Annotated in this window: 17 protein-coding genes; 4 read left to right on the top strand and 13 right to left on the bottom strand. The window is 53.9% G+C overall.

Features of this window, described 5'->3' with window-relative positions:
* Nucleotides 1–75 precede the first annotated feature (75 nt).
* Together THS27_RS24260 and THS27_RS24265 are read right to left on the bottom strand one after the other, a co-directional pair.
* Nucleotides 76–672, bottom strand: coding sequence for a GNAT family N-acetyltransferase (locus THS27_RS24260; RefSeq protein WP_210403007.1), 597 nt, complete (start codon nucleotides 670–672; stop codon nucleotides 76–78).
* A 62-nt stretch (nucleotides 673–734) separates the two neighbouring features.
* The gene (locus tag THS27_RS24265) at nucleotides 735–1295 is read right to left on the bottom strand and encodes a TetR-like C-terminal domain-containing protein (RefSeq protein ID WP_085595314.1); all 561 of its coding nucleotides are present in this window, start codon (nucleotides 1293–1295) and stop codon (nucleotides 735–737) included.
* A 91-nt stretch (nucleotides 1296–1386) separates the two neighbouring features.
* Between THS27_RS24265 and THS27_RS24270 the strand changes: the two genes are divergently transcribed.
* The gene (locus THS27_RS24270; RefSeq protein ID WP_085595315.1) at nucleotides 1387–2592 is read left to right on the top strand and encodes an MFS transporter; all 1206 of its coding nucleotides are present in this window, start codon (nucleotides 1387–1389) and stop codon (nucleotides 2590–2592) included.
* Between the two features lie 245 nt (nucleotides 2593–2837).
* Here THS27_RS24270 and THS27_RS24275 read toward each other — a convergent pair whose 3' ends face one another.
* Entirely contained in the window at nucleotides 2838–3380 is a 543-nt protein-coding gene (locus THS27_RS24275) for a hypothetical protein (RefSeq protein WP_085595317.1), read from the bottom strand.
* Between the two features lie 279 nt (nucleotides 3381–3659).
* Between THS27_RS24275 and THS27_RS24280 the strand changes: the two genes are divergently transcribed.
* The gene (locus tag THS27_RS24280) at nucleotides 3660–4592 is read left to right on the top strand and encodes a DUF294 nucleotidyltransferase-like domain-containing protein (RefSeq protein ID WP_085595337.1); all 933 of its coding nucleotides are present in this window, start codon (nucleotides 3660–3662) and stop codon (nucleotides 4590–4592) included.
* On the opposite strand, the gene THS27_RS24285 is transcribed toward THS27_RS24280, so the two are convergent.
* Entirely contained in the window at nucleotides 4531–5496 is a 966-nt protein-coding gene (locus tag THS27_RS24285) for a LysR family transcriptional regulator (RefSeq protein ID WP_085595319.1), read from the bottom strand. The genes THS27_RS24280 and THS27_RS24285 overlap by 62 nt on opposite strands.
* Before the next feature lie 94 nt (nucleotides 5497–5590).
* On the opposite strand from THS27_RS24285, the gene THS27_RS24290 reads away from it, so the two are divergent.
* Together THS27_RS24290 and THS27_RS24295 are read left to right on the top strand one after the other, a co-directional pair.
* A complete protein-coding gene (locus THS27_RS24290) occupies nucleotides 5591–6430 on the top strand; it encodes a DMT family transporter (RefSeq protein WP_085595321.1) in 840 nt (279 codons plus the stop codon).
* A gap of 18 nt (nucleotides 6431–6448) precedes the next feature.
* Entirely contained in the window at nucleotides 6449–7120 is a 672-nt protein-coding gene (locus tag THS27_RS24295) for a metallophosphoesterase (protein ID WP_085595323.1), read from the top strand.
* Nucleotides 7121–7153: 33 nt separating this feature from the next.
* On the opposite strand, the gene THS27_RS24300 is transcribed toward THS27_RS24295, so the two are convergent.
* The 9 genes from THS27_RS24300 to THS27_RS24340 form a co-directional block, all read right to left on the bottom strand.
* Nucleotides 7154–7516 (bottom strand): 5-carboxymethyl-2-hydroxymuconate Delta-isomerase, encoded by a 363-nt coding sequence (locus THS27_RS24300; protein WP_085595339.1) that lies wholly within the window; start codon nucleotides 7514–7516, stop codon nucleotides 7154–7156.
* Nucleotides 7517–7648: 132 nt separating this feature from the next.
* Nucleotides 7649–8944 carry an adenosylhomocysteinase gene (gene ahcY / locus THS27_RS24305; RefSeq protein ID WP_085595341.1) on the bottom strand — a complete coding sequence of 432 codons (1296 nt, stop codon included), beginning with the start codon at nucleotides 8942–8944 and terminating at the stop codon, nucleotides 7649–7651.
* Nucleotides 8945–9246: 302 nt separating this feature from the next.
* Nucleotides 9247–11046, bottom strand: coding sequence for a phosphoenolpyruvate--protein phosphotransferase (gene ptsP / locus THS27_RS24310; RefSeq protein ID WP_371456243.1), 1800 nt, complete (start codon nucleotides 11044–11046; stop codon nucleotides 9247–9249).
* A 26-nt stretch (nucleotides 11047–11072) separates the two neighbouring features.
* On the bottom strand, nucleotides 11073–11348 hold the full coding sequence (locus tag THS27_RS24315) for an HPr family phosphocarrier protein (RefSeq protein WP_085595327.1): 276 nt from the start codon (nucleotides 11346–11348) through the stop codon (nucleotides 11073–11075).
* Nucleotides 11349–11404: 56 nt separating this feature from the next.
* Nucleotides 11405–11809 (bottom strand): PTS sugar transporter subunit IIA, encoded by a 405-nt coding sequence (locus THS27_RS24320; protein ID WP_085595329.1) that lies wholly within the window; start codon nucleotides 11807–11809, stop codon nucleotides 11405–11407.
* A gap of 13 nt (nucleotides 11810–11822) precedes the next feature.
* Nucleotides 11823–12806 carry an RNase adapter RapZ gene (gene rapZ / locus THS27_RS24325; protein WP_246833097.1) on the bottom strand — a complete coding sequence of 328 codons (984 nt, stop codon included), beginning with the start codon at nucleotides 12804–12806 and terminating at the stop codon, nucleotides 11823–11825.
* The gene (locus THS27_RS24330; protein ID WP_246833098.1) at nucleotides 12803–13288 is read right to left on the bottom strand and encodes an HPr kinase/phosphorylase; all 486 of its coding nucleotides are present in this window, start codon (nucleotides 13286–13288) and stop codon (nucleotides 12803–12805) included. Before THS27_RS24330 ends, rapZ begins: the two co-directional genes overlap by 4 nt.
* A 52-nt stretch (nucleotides 13289–13340) precedes the next feature.
* On the bottom strand, nucleotides 13341–15017 hold the full coding sequence (locus THS27_RS24335; RefSeq protein WP_085595331.1) for a stimulus-sensing domain-containing protein: 1677 nt from the start codon (nucleotides 15015–15017) through the stop codon (nucleotides 13341–13343).
* A gap of 61 nt (nucleotides 15018–15078) precedes the next feature.
* Nucleotides 15079–15822, bottom strand: coding sequence for a response regulator transcription factor (locus tag THS27_RS24340; RefSeq protein WP_085595333.1), 744 nt, complete (start codon nucleotides 15820–15822; stop codon nucleotides 15079–15081).
* Nucleotides 15823–15950: the final 128 nt, after the last annotated feature.

Raw genomic sequence — 15950 nt, forward strand, 5'->3', positions numbered from 1 at the left:
CACGGGCTTTGTCGAGCCCGCCCGCCAATAGGCGGGCTTGTTGATCGGTTTTAATCAACGGGCTTTGGTATAACCTCACACAGGTTGGTGGTTTTTGGCCTGTTCCTGAATTGATGATCGCAATTCAAACAGCCCGGTCATTTCGCCATACAGCAAAACATCGCGCTGATATACCAACCCGGCCCCAAGCAGCACCCGTTGCGAGGCCGGATTAATCGCGCGAGCCAGGCCAATGATCAAGGGTGCCTGTAAATCACGCAAGGCAAACGCCACCGCCGCACGGGCGATTTCGCTGGCGAACCCCTGCCCCCAGTAATCGGGATGCAAATGATAGGAAAGATTAAGCGCGTCATAATGAAGCGACCGCGCCACACCCCCAAAACCGACCAGTTGCCCATCACGTAAAACCGCCCATCGGCCAAAGCCATGTTCTGCCCAGTGCCCCATATCGCGGGCCAACCTTTCGCGACTGGCCCGAGCATCATCCGGCGTGGGGTCAGGCCGATGCCGGGTTAACTCCGGGCGGGAAAACATATCAGTTAAAAAAGGAAGATCGGATTGTGCCGGCGGGCGCAAGGTCAACCGCGGGGTTTGCCACATCAACGGCGCTATCGCCTGCATAGGTGTTTGCGCCGGTTTTGTGCCACCACCCTTTTCGCCTTTACCTTGCATTGCAAAATCCCTTCGTGCGCCCCGCAATTTAATGCATGTTTCCCTAACACGCCTTTATGCCGTTATTCCGGAACCGGCAGGCACTGATCGATCAGCCGGTGAATATAGGCGTTATCCGGGTTCGAGGCCGAAAAAAGGATGCGATAAACCATCGGCGCAAAAATACCGTCGATCAGAAAATCGATCGGGGGGTGGTTTTCGCCGCGCGCCTGTGCACGTTCGGATAAAACAGCAAGACGGGTCGTAATCATTTCGGCACAGCGCGCCGTACAACAATTATCGCCCGTCGCCACCACATCACGCAACATGGCCCGGCCCAGTTCCGAACTCATTTCATCAAGATACTGTTCGGAATATGCCAGCACATCACCGCGAAAGCTGCCGGTGTCGGCCAGTTTTTCGTCGGGTTCAAACCGTTCCAGCGCCACATCGGCCAGCAACGCTGGCAAGTCGCCCCAGCGCCGGTAAATCGTGGATGGTGTAACCCCTGCACTTTGCGCAACCATCGGTACCGTCAAATCGGCGCGGTCATGGGAATCCAGAAGGCTTTTAACAGCTGTGTGGATGGATTGCTGCACACGGGCGCTGCGACCACCGGTGCGTATACCTTTGTGAATCGTCATAAAAAACACCTTAACACAAATTATTTGCGTTAAGCGAGATTTTACATCACACTGCACTTAACGCAAATAATTCGCTTTTATGGAGGTACCGATGAGTTCCCCATCTCATATCACTGTTACCGATGCGCCCCACCCGGCTGTGCGCTGGTTTCTGTCACTGGTATTAATGACCTTTCTTGCGGCCTCGGCAGCACCGACACCAATGTATCACCTCTATCAGCAGGCATGGCATTTTTCGGCACCAATGCTGACCCTGATTTTTGCGGTTTATCCGTTCACACTTTTAGTCTCCCTGCTAATTCTGGGGTCACTTTCCGACCATATTGGCCGCAAACCGGTTATTTTTGCAGCCCTGATCCTGGAAATATTATCGATGGCCCTGTTTATCAATGCCGATGGCATTGTCGGGCTTCTTTTTGCCCGTATTTTACAGGGGCTAGCCACAGGTATCGCCACCAGTGTCCTTGCCGCTGCCCTGTTTGACAGCGACCATGAAAAAGGGCCGCTTTTTAACAGTATTTCCCCCCTCATAGGCCTTGCTGCCGGGGGTCTTATTGCCAGCATTCTGGTTGAATATGCCCCAATGCCCCTGCATCTGACCTATTGGGGCATGGCGGGCATTATGGTCATCCAGGCACTAATGGTGTGGGGCCTGCCCGAAACTGCCAAACGCCAGGCCGGTGCGCTTAAATCATTGTATCCGCGCATTGCCGTGCCAGTTGCGGCCCGCCGGGCCATGCTGGAAATTGCCCCGGCCAACATTGCCGCCTGGGCCCTGGGCGGGTTTACCCTGTCGCTAGCACCCTCTCTTATTGCAGCGGCAACCGGGTTAACGTCTTCGTTAAACGGCGGCATTGCAGTTGCGGTTCTAACCCTTGCCGGTGCATTATCGGTGGTAACCTTGCGCACCAAAAATGCCGCATGGGTGCTGCGGCTGGGAACGGCGACACAAGCTTGCGGGGTTGCGGTTTTTCTCGTTGCGATCAATAGCGGGCAGCTATGGCTGTTTTTCCTTGGCTTTTTAATTGCCGGTACCGGGTTTGGCGGCAGCTTTCTGGGGGCGGTCCGCACCCTGGTACCACTTGCCGCCCCGCATCAGCGCGCCGGCCTGATGTCGGCATTTTATGTCATGTCGTATCTGGCGTTTAGCGTCCCGGCCCTGATGGCAGGCACAATGGTCCGTCAGGTGGGCCTGATCACAACGGCCAACGGCTATGGCATGGCCTTAATCGCCCTGGCTGGCATTGCGCTTATCGGACAAATTCGCCGCCGTAACGCTGCCTGCATCGCCAAATAAGGGGGCCGCGTTAGGGTCAGCCTTAATTCCGCTCCATCACAGCCCACCCGGAAAGTCTTTTGAACATTGCGTTCTTTTGCTTTTCGCGTGGGCTGTTTTTAAGGCCGTCATCACAGCTGTTTTTCGCCCGCAAACCCTGTGGAAAATTCTGTGGGCAGATTGTGCAAAACAGCACAAAAACAGCGTTTTCCCTGTGGAGAAACATTGGGAAAATTTGTGAATATCATTTTTAAAACCAAGCATTCCTAATGGTTTGGAAGGCCATTTTCACGTCGTGTCTGACGAATATCTTCTGCCCGGCTGGTAACCATACGGCGCAAATCATCCAGTCGGGCGCGTTGCAGTTTAACCGCATCCTCGCACTGGGGTTTTGGCGTAAAACCATTTGGTGTTTCCCGGTCCCAATCCAGCACCTGGTCAATTGTCGCTACCAGGGCTTCCACATCGCCAAAGGCATATACGTTTAACGGCCGACCAATTTGTTCACTTAACGACCCAAACAGGGCCGGGTCGCCGTCGGGTGCCAAATCCGGGTGGCAGGTCAGATATACCCGATAACGTAACTGCCCGGCATAGAACCAGAAAACCGCCTCCTGGCGCTGTTCATCGTTAAACAGTTTTTGCGCCAGAATATAATAGGCTGCAGGGTGTTTGTTTTCGATATGATCGCGAATTTCTTCGGCTGTCATATCATTAAAGGTCGGTTCCGTTTCGCCATAAGCATAACCGGGCGTTGCCCCCAGACCTGCGATCACGGGCAACACCATCAAAAATTTGCGAAGCTGCACTTTAACAGGCACTCCTTTGTTTGCAGGGTCCAACAACCAATTTTTCTGTACCGGGTGCCTGCCGGTATCATTATTGCGGCCACGTTTGGTGGTCTCGATATTGTTATAAGGGGTATTTATTCCCCTATTGGTTAAATTGCCAGTCGGCTACTGGTAATTATTCGCATTATTTGCACGCAATACCGTAACAAATCCTGCAATGCCGGTTTTTAATTGCGCGGCGATATGCCAATAATATCAAAAGTAAAACCCTTCAAAACGGATAAGACGGAACCGGTTGTGCTGCCCGATTGTATCGCCCAAAATCAGGAATATTCTGCCCGGCACCTGTGCGATATGCGTCAGGCACTGGCTGAACACCTGCATGGCAGTGCTTTTTGTGTGGTTGTCACCGGGTCGTTTGGCCGCCACGAAGCATCGAACCAGTCTGATCTGGATTATTTCCTGATTGGTCGCGAGGCTGACCGCAATTTGGCCCCCTATCGCGAGGTTGGCGATATTCTAGGGGCAATGGTTGCTAAAAAACCGGCAGTTGGTGGGCCTTTTTCGGCCTATGTCCCAGCGGAAGAACTGGTCAATCGCATTGGACTGGACGGCGATACAAATTCGATCACGACACGCCGGTTGCTGTTTTTGCTGGAATGCGAATGGCTGTATAACGAACCGGCCAAACGCGCCTTTTTTGACGAACTGATCGCCAATTACGTGACCGAAAATGTCACACGCGATTCCATTGCCCGGTTTTTGGTTAACGATGTGATCCGTTATTACCGAACCATCAGCGTGGATTTTGAAATTAAAACCCGCGAAGGCCGGGCCAAGGCATGGGCTCCGCGCCGCCTGAAACTGGTTTTTTCGCGCAAGATGCTGTATTTCGGCGGTATTATTGCTGCTGCCGAAACCGCCGGGTTTGACTATGTAGGCAAACGGGCCAAACTATCCGAGCTGTTGCAATTACCGCCCATTGCCCGCCTGCAAACAGTCTTTGGCGATAAAAGTCTGGCAGCTCTGGAACTGTATGACCATTTCCTATCGCGCCTGAATGACCCGGAAATTCGCCAACGGCTGGAAAAAATTGACCAGAATGACCGCAACCACCCGGAATTGCGCAAGCTGCTTGATGACGGCAAACAATTCTCGCGCGAACTGATCAATCTTTTAAAACATCGCTATGACCCGGATCATCCGATCCATGAAGCCCTGCTGATGTAGACATACCAGATGACAACTGGTCATGAATATCGATAATCGCCTGGCAAAAGGCGGCAATTAACCGGGATTTGGGCGAAACACCCGGATAGACCAGGTCAATATTGCGGTTGAAATCATCACCGGCAACGCGGTGCCAGTGAATATCCAGGCCGGTGTCATAAACCTGCATCCAGCCGGGTACCAGCGATACTCCCAACCCTTCATGCACCATCCGGGCCATTGTTTCCTGCGAATCAATGGTACAGAAAAGCCGCGATGCAATGCCGTGCCGCGCCAAAAACTGTTCTGCCAGCCGCCCGCCCCACGACGACGGATCGTAACGGATATAGGGCATATGGGCTAAAACGCGAGCAACGGATGCCAGATCGGTCACATCTTGCAACATGATGTTCGATGGCGTCATCAGCATCAGGGGTTCAGCACGCAAATTACGGGCCTCCAGTGCTTTGGACCGCTCAAAAGGCGGGGCAATGGCAACAATTACATCCAGTTCCTGGCGGCTGATGCGGTCATGCAGGGACACTGACGTGCCTGGGTAAATTTCGGGCACCAGCAAGGGGGCGGTTTTGCGCAATTGCTTTAGAGTCAGCGGCAGAAGGCTGGTCATCACCGATGAAATGGCGCCAATCTTCAATGTTCCTGAAAGGCTTTCCTCATCGAGTGCCCCCGTAAGCAAGGCCGCTTCATCCACCAATTTGCGTGCATAGGGCAACAAACGTGAACATTCCGCCGTGGGTTGCACGGTTTTACCATTGCGACGAAACAGCGCCACCCCCAGGTCGGTTTCCAGCGTTTTTAACCGTTGCGATATGGCCGCCGCCGTCAAACCCTGCTGGCGTGCCGCTGCCGCGACCGACCCCTGTTCGGCGACAATGATCACGCTTTCCAAAAACCGCGTATCCAACGCAATATTTCCTTACGAATAAAACTATAAATACAAGTTATTCCATCTTTTAAAAGGGTGCAATTCTCCTGCCGCATTCATGAAGGGGAGAATAATGTCGCCTGCCGTATTTTTCGCCGTTTTGTGTTCCGCGCTGCTTCATGCCGGCTGGAACAGTTTTGTCAAAGGCTCCGCCCGAAAGGATCTTACCACTTTTTCAATTGTTCTCGCCCATATACCCGTCGCCATCATCGGGGTCATATTTGCGCCCGCGCCCGATATGGCGAGCCTGGGTTATTTGGTCTTCGGGGCATTTTTGCATGTCGGGTATCAACTGTTTTTGATCCGAAGCTATATGCACGGCGATCTGTCACAAATTTACCCGCTGGCACGCGGCCTGTCGCCGGTGCTGATAACGATGATCTCGCTGGTTTTTCTCGATGTCTCCCTCAATGGCATCGAACTTGCTGCTATTGCGATAATTGCCACCGGCATTGCCATGCAGGCGCAATCCGCCTGGAAAAGTCAAAATATCCAGTCCTTCCTGCTGGCCTTTGGCACGGGCTGTTTCATTATGGGGTACAGCCTGGTTGATGGGACCGGGGCGCGCATTGCCGGCTCTGCCCTGGGTTTTTACAGTTGGCTGTCCATTTTAAACGCCATCCTGATGCTGGCCTATGTCACTCTGTTCAAACCCGGCCTGATTGGCGCGTTGCGCACGGTTTCACCGGTCCATACCCTTATTGGTGGAACCGGGTCCTTTTGTGCCTATGCCATTGTCATCTGGGCCTGTACGCAAGCCCCGATTGCGCTGGTTTCCGCCCTTCGCGAAAGCAGCATTCTGTTTGCCATTGTGATTGCACGCTTTGTCTTAAAAGAAGAAATCACCCGCCTCCGCGTGCTGGCCGTATCGCTGATCGCAACGGGCGTCATCCTGTCACGACTGGGTCATTAAATTTGCAAGGACACTATCATGCAAAACACTCCAACCATCCCGGTTTCCCCAAACACCACAAATGTCGCGAATTTTGTGACGATTCTCGCCTTCAGTGATTTACATTTGAACCACAAGGCCGCTGAAAACATCATCCATCAGGCCCAATCAGCCGATATTGTCATTGGCGCGGGTGATTTCGCCCAAAAGGGCGATGATCTTGCGGGTTTTATGCCGCTATTTAACGACATCCCCTGCCCGATCATCATCGTCGCTGGCAACCATGATGATATTGGCGAACTGCGCCATCATTGTGCGAACCAGCCCCACATATATGTGCTGCATGGCACGGGCATGCGCCTATTGGGCCTGGAATTTTTCGGCCTGGGCTATGAATGCCCAATATCAAACAATGAAAGCTGGAACCGCGCCCTGGATGAAGACGAAGCCGACATCCTGTTATCGGCCTGCCCGGAACGGGCCGTACTGGTCACCCATGCCCCGCCACATGGCATTGCCGACCAGCAAAAGAACGGCTTCCACGCGGGCAGCCACGCCATATATGCCGCCATCATGCAGAAACAGCCGCTTTTGCATGTATGCGGGCATATTCACGCGGCCTGGGGGCAAAGCGGCACGATTGGACAAACGCCGATCCATAATCTTGGCCCTGCGGGCAAAATGTTCAAACTGCCTGTCCCGTCCAGATAACGGCCCGGCCAGGACAGGCCGCTATACTGCCAGTCAAAGAACGATTTTGTGGTAATTCCCGCGATCAAGGTCGTGAATTTCAGTGGTGAACTGAACACTGAAATCGCCAACACGGTCTTTTAAATGGGTCAGCAGCAATTCCTGCACCTTTTGCCCAACAGCCTGTTTCACCGCATCCGTCCGCCCCGACAGCAAGCGCACATCAACATGGACCATCGCATTTTGCGGGTTACCATCGCCAATCACCAGATGATCAAGGCGCGATAAACGGGTTTTAAAACTGGCAACCTCTGTGTCCGCAATTGGGGCCAGCGCGTGATGCAGGGCAAGGGCAAGATCCCGCAGGGCATCTTCGATCGGCAAACGGGCAGAATATTCAATTTCGATCTGGGGCAAGGAAACCTCCGGCAGGATCAACGGATACAAAGAAACCCATTCTTTTACGCATCCAGCCGGTTTTTCCAAACAAAAACCGGCCCGCACATGAATGCGGGCCGGTTGCTTGTTGTGCCGTAAAAGACAGCGCAATTAGTAACGGTAATGATCCGGCTTGAACGGACCTGCCTGCGGAACGGCGATGTATTCGGCCTGTTCAGCGGACAGTTTGGTCAGTTTCACACCCAGACGTTCGAGGTGCAGGGCAGCAACCTTTTCGTCAAGATGTTTGGGCAGGACATAAACCTGGTTTTCGTAATTGGCGTGGTTTTTCCACAGTTCAATCTGGGCCAGCACCTGGTTGGTGAAAGATGCCGACATCACAAAGCTGGGGTGACCGGTTGCACAGCCAAGGTTAACAAGGCGGCCTTCGGCCAGAACGATCAGGCGCTTGCCATCGGGGAATTCAACTTCGTCAACCTGCGGCTTGACGTTATCCCATTTGTAATTGCGCAGCGAATTGATCTGAATTTCAGAATCAAAATGGCCGATATTACAAACGATCGCACGGTCCTTCATCGCCCGCATATGGTCGAGCGTGATGATGTCGATGTTACCGGTGGTGGTGACGAAAATGTCGCCAAACGGGGCGGCATCTTCCATCGTGGTCACTTCGTAACCTTCCATTGCGGCCTGAAGGGCGCAGATCGGGTCAATTTCGGTAACCAGAACGCGGGCACCCTGGCTGCGCAACGAGGCAGCGGAGCCTTTACCCACATCGCCATAACCGGCAACAACGGCAATCTTGCCGGCAACCATGACGTCGGTGGCGCGTTTGATGCCATCGACCAGGCTTTCGCGGCAGCCATACAGGTTATCGAATTTCGATTTGGTAACCGAATCGTTCACATTAATGGCCGGAACCTTAAGGGTGCCTTTTTTCGCCATTTCATACAGGCGATGCACACCCGTGGTGGTTTCTTCCGACAGACCTTTAATGTCGGCCAGCAGTTCCGGGTATTTTTCGTGGATCAGCTGGGTCAAATCGCCGCCATCATCCAGGATCAGGTTCGGCTTCCAGCCGTCCGGCCCTTCGATGGTCTGCTCGATGCACCACCAGAATTCTTCCTCGGTTTCACCTTTCCAGGCGAAAGTCGGGATTTCAGCAGCAGCCATCGCGGCAGCAGCCTGATCCTGGGTCGAGAAAATGTTGCAAGACGACCAGCGAACCGTGGCACCCAAAGCAATCAGGGTTTCCATCAGAACGGCGGTCTGAATGGTCATGTGCAGACAACCGGCAATGCGGGCACCGGCCAGCGGCTTGGTCGTGCCAAATTCTTCGCGCAGCGCCATCAGGCCCGGCATTTCGGTTTCGGCAATCGCAATTTCCTTGCGGCCCCAGCCAGCAAGCGAAAGGTCTGCGACCTTGCAATCGGTAAAGTTCGACATGTCGTCTCCATCAATCAGATATGGCGCTTTCATATCCTTTGCCGATTTGCACCGAAAAAGGAAATGAAACCGCCGTGAAATCCATGCATATGGCTGGCAACGCCAACCTCGCTTGGTGCATATATAAAGATATGTTTATATCGACATCAAGTGTTTTCTTGCAGCATCAACAAATGTAACGACAAACATGCCTGTTCGCCGGTCTGCCCGTCGTCCTGCCACATATCGGGATGCGCACCCCCGATAACCAGTGGCACATCCCCCAAAGAAAGTACTGATCGCCTGATTAAACCAGCCCGACGTCATGCAAGATCGTTAAAATCATCTAACATGACAGCAATACGGTCCGGGTCCCATTGTTCCAGAATTTGCTGGGTCTGATATTCCGATGTGCGGCTATCAAGGCGACGCACCCGTTGCTTTACCTGTAACAAACTTCCCGGCGACATCGACAAATTGCGCAACCCCATGCCCAGAAACAGCGGTGTATAGCGCGGGTCACCGGCCATTTCACCGCACACGCTCATGGGGATGCCAGTTCGAACTGCGGCCTTTGCCGCATCACTGATTAAACGCAAAATGGCAGGATGCAGCGGGTCGTATAAATGCGCCACCTGGTCGTCACTGCGGTCAATTGCCAGGGTGTACTGGGTTAAATCGTTAGTCCCGATAGCAAAAAATTCACATTCACGGGCCAGTGCATCAATGCTAAGGGCGGCGGCCGGTATTTCAATCATGGCACCTAACGGCGGCAGGGTTGCAGGCAGCGGGTGTCCGTCCCCGCGCAGCCGGTCTGCCACCCTGTTGTAAATCTGGCGTACCCGTGTCATTTCGCCCACAGTGACCACCATTGGCACCAATACCCGAACCCTGCCATGCAAGGACGCGCGCAAAATGGCGGCAAGCTGGGTTTCCAGCAAATCCTCGCGGCGCAATGACAACCGCACACCACGCAACCCCAATGCCGGGTTCGGCCCGCTGCCAACTTCATTTTGCAAGGCAACAGCCAGTTTTTCACCACCAATATCCAGGGTACGAATGGTAACCGGCAGGTCTTTCATCTGGCTGACAATACCGGCAAGCTCCTGATATTGCTCTTCTTCATCGGGCAGGTAACTTTTATTCATGAACATGAACTCGCTACGCAAAAGCCCGATGCCCGATGCACCGTTTTGTAAAACCGTTGAAACCTCTACCGGCAATTCGATATTGGCATGCAGATCGACTTGGACATTGTCCTTGGTTTCAGACCGCAGGCTGCGCAAACCCAACAATTTGGTGCGCGAGGCCAGCCAGTCTTCGCGCCGTTTGCCATACAAGCGCAAATCTGCGTCGTTGGGCCGCAAAATAACTTCGCCGCGCAGCCCGTCGACAATGATGGTATCACCGCCCGAAATACCACGAATGATATCGGCCGCCCCCAAAACTGCGGGAATGCCAAGGGCGCGGGCCATAATTGCGGTATGCCCCTCTGCCCCGCCAATTGCGGTAACAAAGGCCCCCACATTATCCGGTTGCAGGCGGGCCATATCTGCCGGGCTTAATTCTTCGGCAATCAGAATGGCACCGGGGGGTGCATTATCCAGCGCCCGGTCGGTTTCGCCGGTCAGGCACCGCATCAGGCGCAGGCCGACTTCGCGAATATCGGCCGCACGGGCAGCAATATATTTGTCTTTGATGCCGGTAAATTGCTGGGCGATGCTGTCAATCACATCGCTAACAGCCCAAACCGCATTCATTTTTTGCTGACGAATACGGTCTTCGGCGCCGCGCAACAGACGCGACTGTGTCAGCATCTGAATATAGGCATCCAGCAAAAAGCCCAGCTCATCGGATGCCGATGCTTCCAGCGCACCGGACTGCGATTTCAACCGCCGCAATTGTTCAATGCTGTCATCCACCCCCTGATGAAGGATGGTGACTTCATCTTCAATGCAGTCACTGGAAATGGTCTGGCGGACAACATGAATATATTGCCGATCCAACACAAAGGCCCGGCCAATGACGATACCGCCAGAGGCCCCAAGGCCCACAATCATACGTCGCCCCGTAACAGAGGCGTCCTTGCTCTGGTCGGTCGTGTGCTGCGGTGTAACTTGCAAACGTTTCCTGATCGGTTTTTACCGTTTTATTCTTCGTGGAACTTGGCCTCGACCAGTTCACTTAATGCCGCAATCGCCTGATTACAATCAGGTCCGGTTGCTTCTATTTCAATTTCGGTGCCAGTCGATGCCGCAAGCATCATCAGCCCCATAATTGAAACACCGGAAACCTCGGTTCCCCGGTTGCGAACCATAACACGGGCCTCGAACTCGCCCGCCAGTTTAACAAATTTTGCCGCCGCCCGCGCGTGCAATCCGCGCTGATTAACGATGGTAACGATACGCTTTTCAGTTTGCGACATTCTGTTCCCCGTCGACAGAAGGAAATCGGATCCTGTCTGCCGCGCCTTTAATGGTCTTATTCTTCGCCGCTTAACAAACGCGAAGCGACATTGATATATTTACGACCGGCATCCTGTGCGGCATTCACCGACTGGGCCAGCGTCCCCTCAACCCGGACCGATGCCAGTTTGATCAATAATGGCAGGTTAACCCCGGCGATCACTTCGACATGGGCCTGTTCCATAATGGAAATGGCCAGGTTGGACGGCGTACCGCCAAACATGTCGGTCAGCAAAACAACACCCTGCCCGCTATCGACATTTTCGACCGCAGCCAGAATATCCGCACGCCGCTGTTCCATGTCGTCATCCGGCCCGATGCACACAGCGGCAATCTTGTCCTGGGCGCCAACAACATGTTCCAGCGCCGCAACAAATTCCCGTGCGAGATCGCCGTGGGTGACAAGCACCATCCCGATCATGCAGTTTTCTCCATCAAATCATTTCCCCCGGCTTGGTTTCATCCGGCTCTGCCGGTTTGTCACGATGACTGAGATGAACGTCATATCCCAGTGTTGATATCCAGTCATTAAGCAGGCGCGCAATATACACGGACCTGTGTTTCCCGCCAGTGCAACCGACAGCAATGGTCAAATAGCTTTTGCCTTCTTCGGCATAGCGGGGCAGTACCGGCCCGATCAGGGCCTTTAACCGGTCCATAAAACCGGAAAAATCACGATCCTGCGCAACATATTCACCAACCCGCACATCCATGCCGGTCAAATTGCGAAGGTCGGGATCATAATGCGGATTGCGCAAAAAACGCACGTCAAAAACCAGGTCGGCTTCGCCCGGCACCCCCTGGCGAAACGAAAAACTTTTTACAAAAATCGCCATCTGCCCCGATGTCGGGCTGGCGAACTGGTCTTGTAAAATTTTGCGAAGTTCCGTTGCCTTTAAGCGCGAGGTATCAATTTGCATATCCGCGATGGCGGCAATCGGGGCCATCAGGCGTTTTTCATGGGCAATCGCATCCACCAGCGGCCGATCCTGCGTCAGCGGGTGGGGGCGGCGGCTTTCGGTAAAGCGTCGCTGCAACACTGTGCTTTCGGCATCGACAAATACCACCGTTAAATCCAGCCCCGGCTGTGCACGCAGGGATGCAATAATATCGCCAAACTGGTCCACCCCAAAATCACGCGTCCGGATATCAAGACCAATGGCAACAGGCACCTTTAACTCGGCATCGCCACTTAACAGATTGGGCAACAAACGCAGGGGCAAATTATCCACCGCATCAAAGCCGAAATCTTCGAGAATTTTAAGACTGGTGGTGCGACCGGCCCCTGAAACCCCGGTAACCAGGACCAGGCGCGCATTTGTGCTTGTGCCGCCAGGGGTCGCGCCCCCCTCGTCGGTGTCGTCTGGCCGGCGCGCATCGCCTTGCGCCATGCTGGAATTTCGGGGCAGGTCAATCATGATACAATCCGCATTTTTCCGATAGCCAAAGCCAAGGCCGTCTCGACCTTGTCAGGGGCGCTGGCCTCGAACGCATTGATTTTCCAGACCGGCAGTGAAACCCCGCAAAGGGTATCATTTGCAAGCTCTGGCATACGATCAATTATATCATTTGAATTGGGTTCGACCAGATCGGCAATCACGCGAATTTCGGCATGGCGGCAATGCGCAATCCCCTTAACAATTCCCAATCCGCGTATTTCCATCAATCCGGCAATTTCATCGGGGGCAGACGCCACCAGCACCCCGTTTTGCAGGGAAATATTGGTGCGATCATCAGATACAAGATATCCCCCGCGCGAAATCAGGCGCAGGGAAAGATCTGATTTGCCGCTGCCTGACGCACCACGAACCAAAATGCCGTGCCCGTCAAACGCGACACAGTTTGCGTGAAGCTGTGTCATATCGGGCAAAACGATGCGCGGGCGAAGGCGGCTTGTCAAACGGGGATTTACCCCAAACTGCCCGCACTGCACAAAAAACATCTTTACCGGATTAACGACCGCTGGTTTCCAGGGGTAAACGCACCGTAAACACTGCCCCTTTAACTTCGCCATCCAGGGTTCGGTTCGATGCGCTTAAATGACCATTGTGCGCCGCGACGATTCGCTGCGAAATAGAAAGCCCCAGCCCGGAATGCTGCCCAAACTTCTCGCTTGACGGACGTTCGGTATAAAACCGGTTAAAAATTGCTTCTTCCTTGCCAGCCGGTATGCCCGGGCCGTCATCTTCAATGGTAATCACGGCCTGGTTTTTATCGCGCCATGCCCGCACCCGTACTTCACCATGTTCGGGGCTAAAGGTCAGGGCGTTGGAAATCAAATTGCGAAACACCTGTACCAGTCGGCTTTCAAGAGCGGGCACCACCAGGTTTTCAGGGGCGGTTACCTTTACCTGCGGGCCGTTGCCACCCGCGTTATAAAGCTCGGACAGGGTTTGCAGCAAAACACGCAAATCAACTTCTTCGCTTTCGGCGCGCGACAATTCGGCATCCATCCGCGAATAGTCGGAAATATCGCTAATCAGCCGGTCCAGGCGCTGCACGTCTTCGGCAATGATTTCCATCAGGCGACGCTGGCGTTCGGCGTCCTTTAGCCGGGTGGCGGTTTCAACCGCACTGCGCAGGGATGTCAGCGGGTTTTTAATTTCATGGGCCACGTCGGCGGCAAAGCGCTCGATGGCGTCCATCCGGTCCCACAGGGTTTCCGTCATATCGCGCAAGGTGCCCGACAAATCACCAATTTCGTCGTTCCGGTCGGTCAGATCCGGGATGGTGAACTGGCGATTTTTACTGCGTCGTACCCGTTCTGCTGCCCGCGCCAGGCGGTTAAGGGGCCGGGTAATAACGCCCGCCAGATAAATGGACAGCAACACCGTGATGCCAAAGGCAAATACAAAGATTTTTAAAATATCCAGCCGTACCGCATGAAGCGCACTTTCGATCGTGTCGCCATTTTTGGTCAGCATGATCGATGCCAAAACCTGCTTAAAGCGCTGAACCGGCACCGAAACCGACAAAACCCGGCGCCCGCGGCCATCCACCCGCACAACCCCGCGCGAATACCCGGCAAGGGCGGCACGCACTTCGGGGTAATCCGATGCGCTGGCAATGGGCGGGTCCACATAAAGCGGCAAGGGTTGGTCACCTTCGAAAAGCGATAAAACCCCTTCGGTCAGATTGCGCATGATTTCGGCAAGTTCGTCATCATCGCCAGGGGCTGGTAATTCTTCGGCCTGCACCGCACCGGCACCAAAGGACTGGATATTACGACTATCGGCAATAAGCTGCCCATTAGCCCCAAACAGGCGCGCGCGCGCGCCGGTGATCCCCACCAGACGCCGCACCATTTCGCGGGCTGTTTCCAGTTTCACCCGTTCGGTGGCATCATCGCCGCGACCAACAGCCGCAGTCGACAAGGCAGCAGCATACATTTCCGCCTGCACTGCCATCGCTTCAAGTTCGGAATGGATCAGTTCCTGCTTATAGCGCCCCAGATATAAAATACCCGCCACCAGCACAAAAAGCGCTAGCGCATTGACGGCCAGTATTCGCCATGTCAGCGGCGAAAACAGGCCATGCCGTTCCTCGAGGCGCACAGAACGCGCCTCGCCGGATCGGGAGTCGGTCTGGTTTCCGCCCTGTTGGGGTGCCGAAGCAGTTTTATCGCTCATGCAATCCGTACTTTATCCCGGCATATTTGCGCTGGCCGGGTTGTTAATTCGTCGTTGTCGTTTAGTCGGTCGAAACGCCCACAGCACCGGGAACCACGGCTGCGGCGGTATCGCGATACCGGTAACCCACACCATACAGCGTTTCGATTTCCTTGAATTCCTTGTCGGTTTCACGGAATTTTTTGCGCAGCCGTTTGATGTGACTGTCGATTGTACGGTCATCGACGTAAATATGTTCACCATAAGCCGCATCAATCAGCTGATCGCGGTTTTTAACGTGGCCGGGATGTTTTGCCAGGGCCTGAATCAACAAAAATTCGGTCACAGTCAGGTTCACATGCTGGCCTTTCCAGCTGCACATGTGGCGCGACGGGTCCAAAACCAGATCGCCGCGCTGGATAACATCGTCCGACCCGCTGGGGCGAACACCACCCGCGCGAATAATTTCAGCCCGGCGCAAAAGGGTACGAATACGTTCAATCAGCAAACGCTGGGAAAACGGCTTTTTGATATAGTCATCAGCACCAAGACGCAGGCCGGTCAATTCGTCGACCTCGTCATCCTTTGATGTCAGGAAAATAACCGGCATCTGAGTTTTCTTGCGCAAATGCGTCAAAAGCTCCAACCCGTCCATACGCGGCATTTTAATATCGAGAACCGCCAAATCCGGCTCTTCCTTGGTCAGGGCGTGCAGAGCTTCGGACCCGTCGGAATAGGTGCTAACTTCATAACCTTCTTCTTCCAATGCCATCGAAACCGATGTCAGAATATTCCGGTCGTCATCCACAAGCGCTATCTTACTCACCTGGATCCTCGTTTCAAAAATTGAACTACTTAACGTGGACTATACAAAAAACACTGCTTTGTGGCGAAAAAATAACCAGATGCGGCATATTTGAGGTTTTTCATACCCACTAGGCTCAGGACCTATTA

It is taken from the genome of Thalassospira sp. MCCC 1A01428 (genome assembly GCF_002115825.1).
In the GTDB taxonomy this organism is placed as follows: Bacteria; Pseudomonadota; Alphaproteobacteria; order Rhodospirillales; family Thalassospiraceae; genus Thalassospira.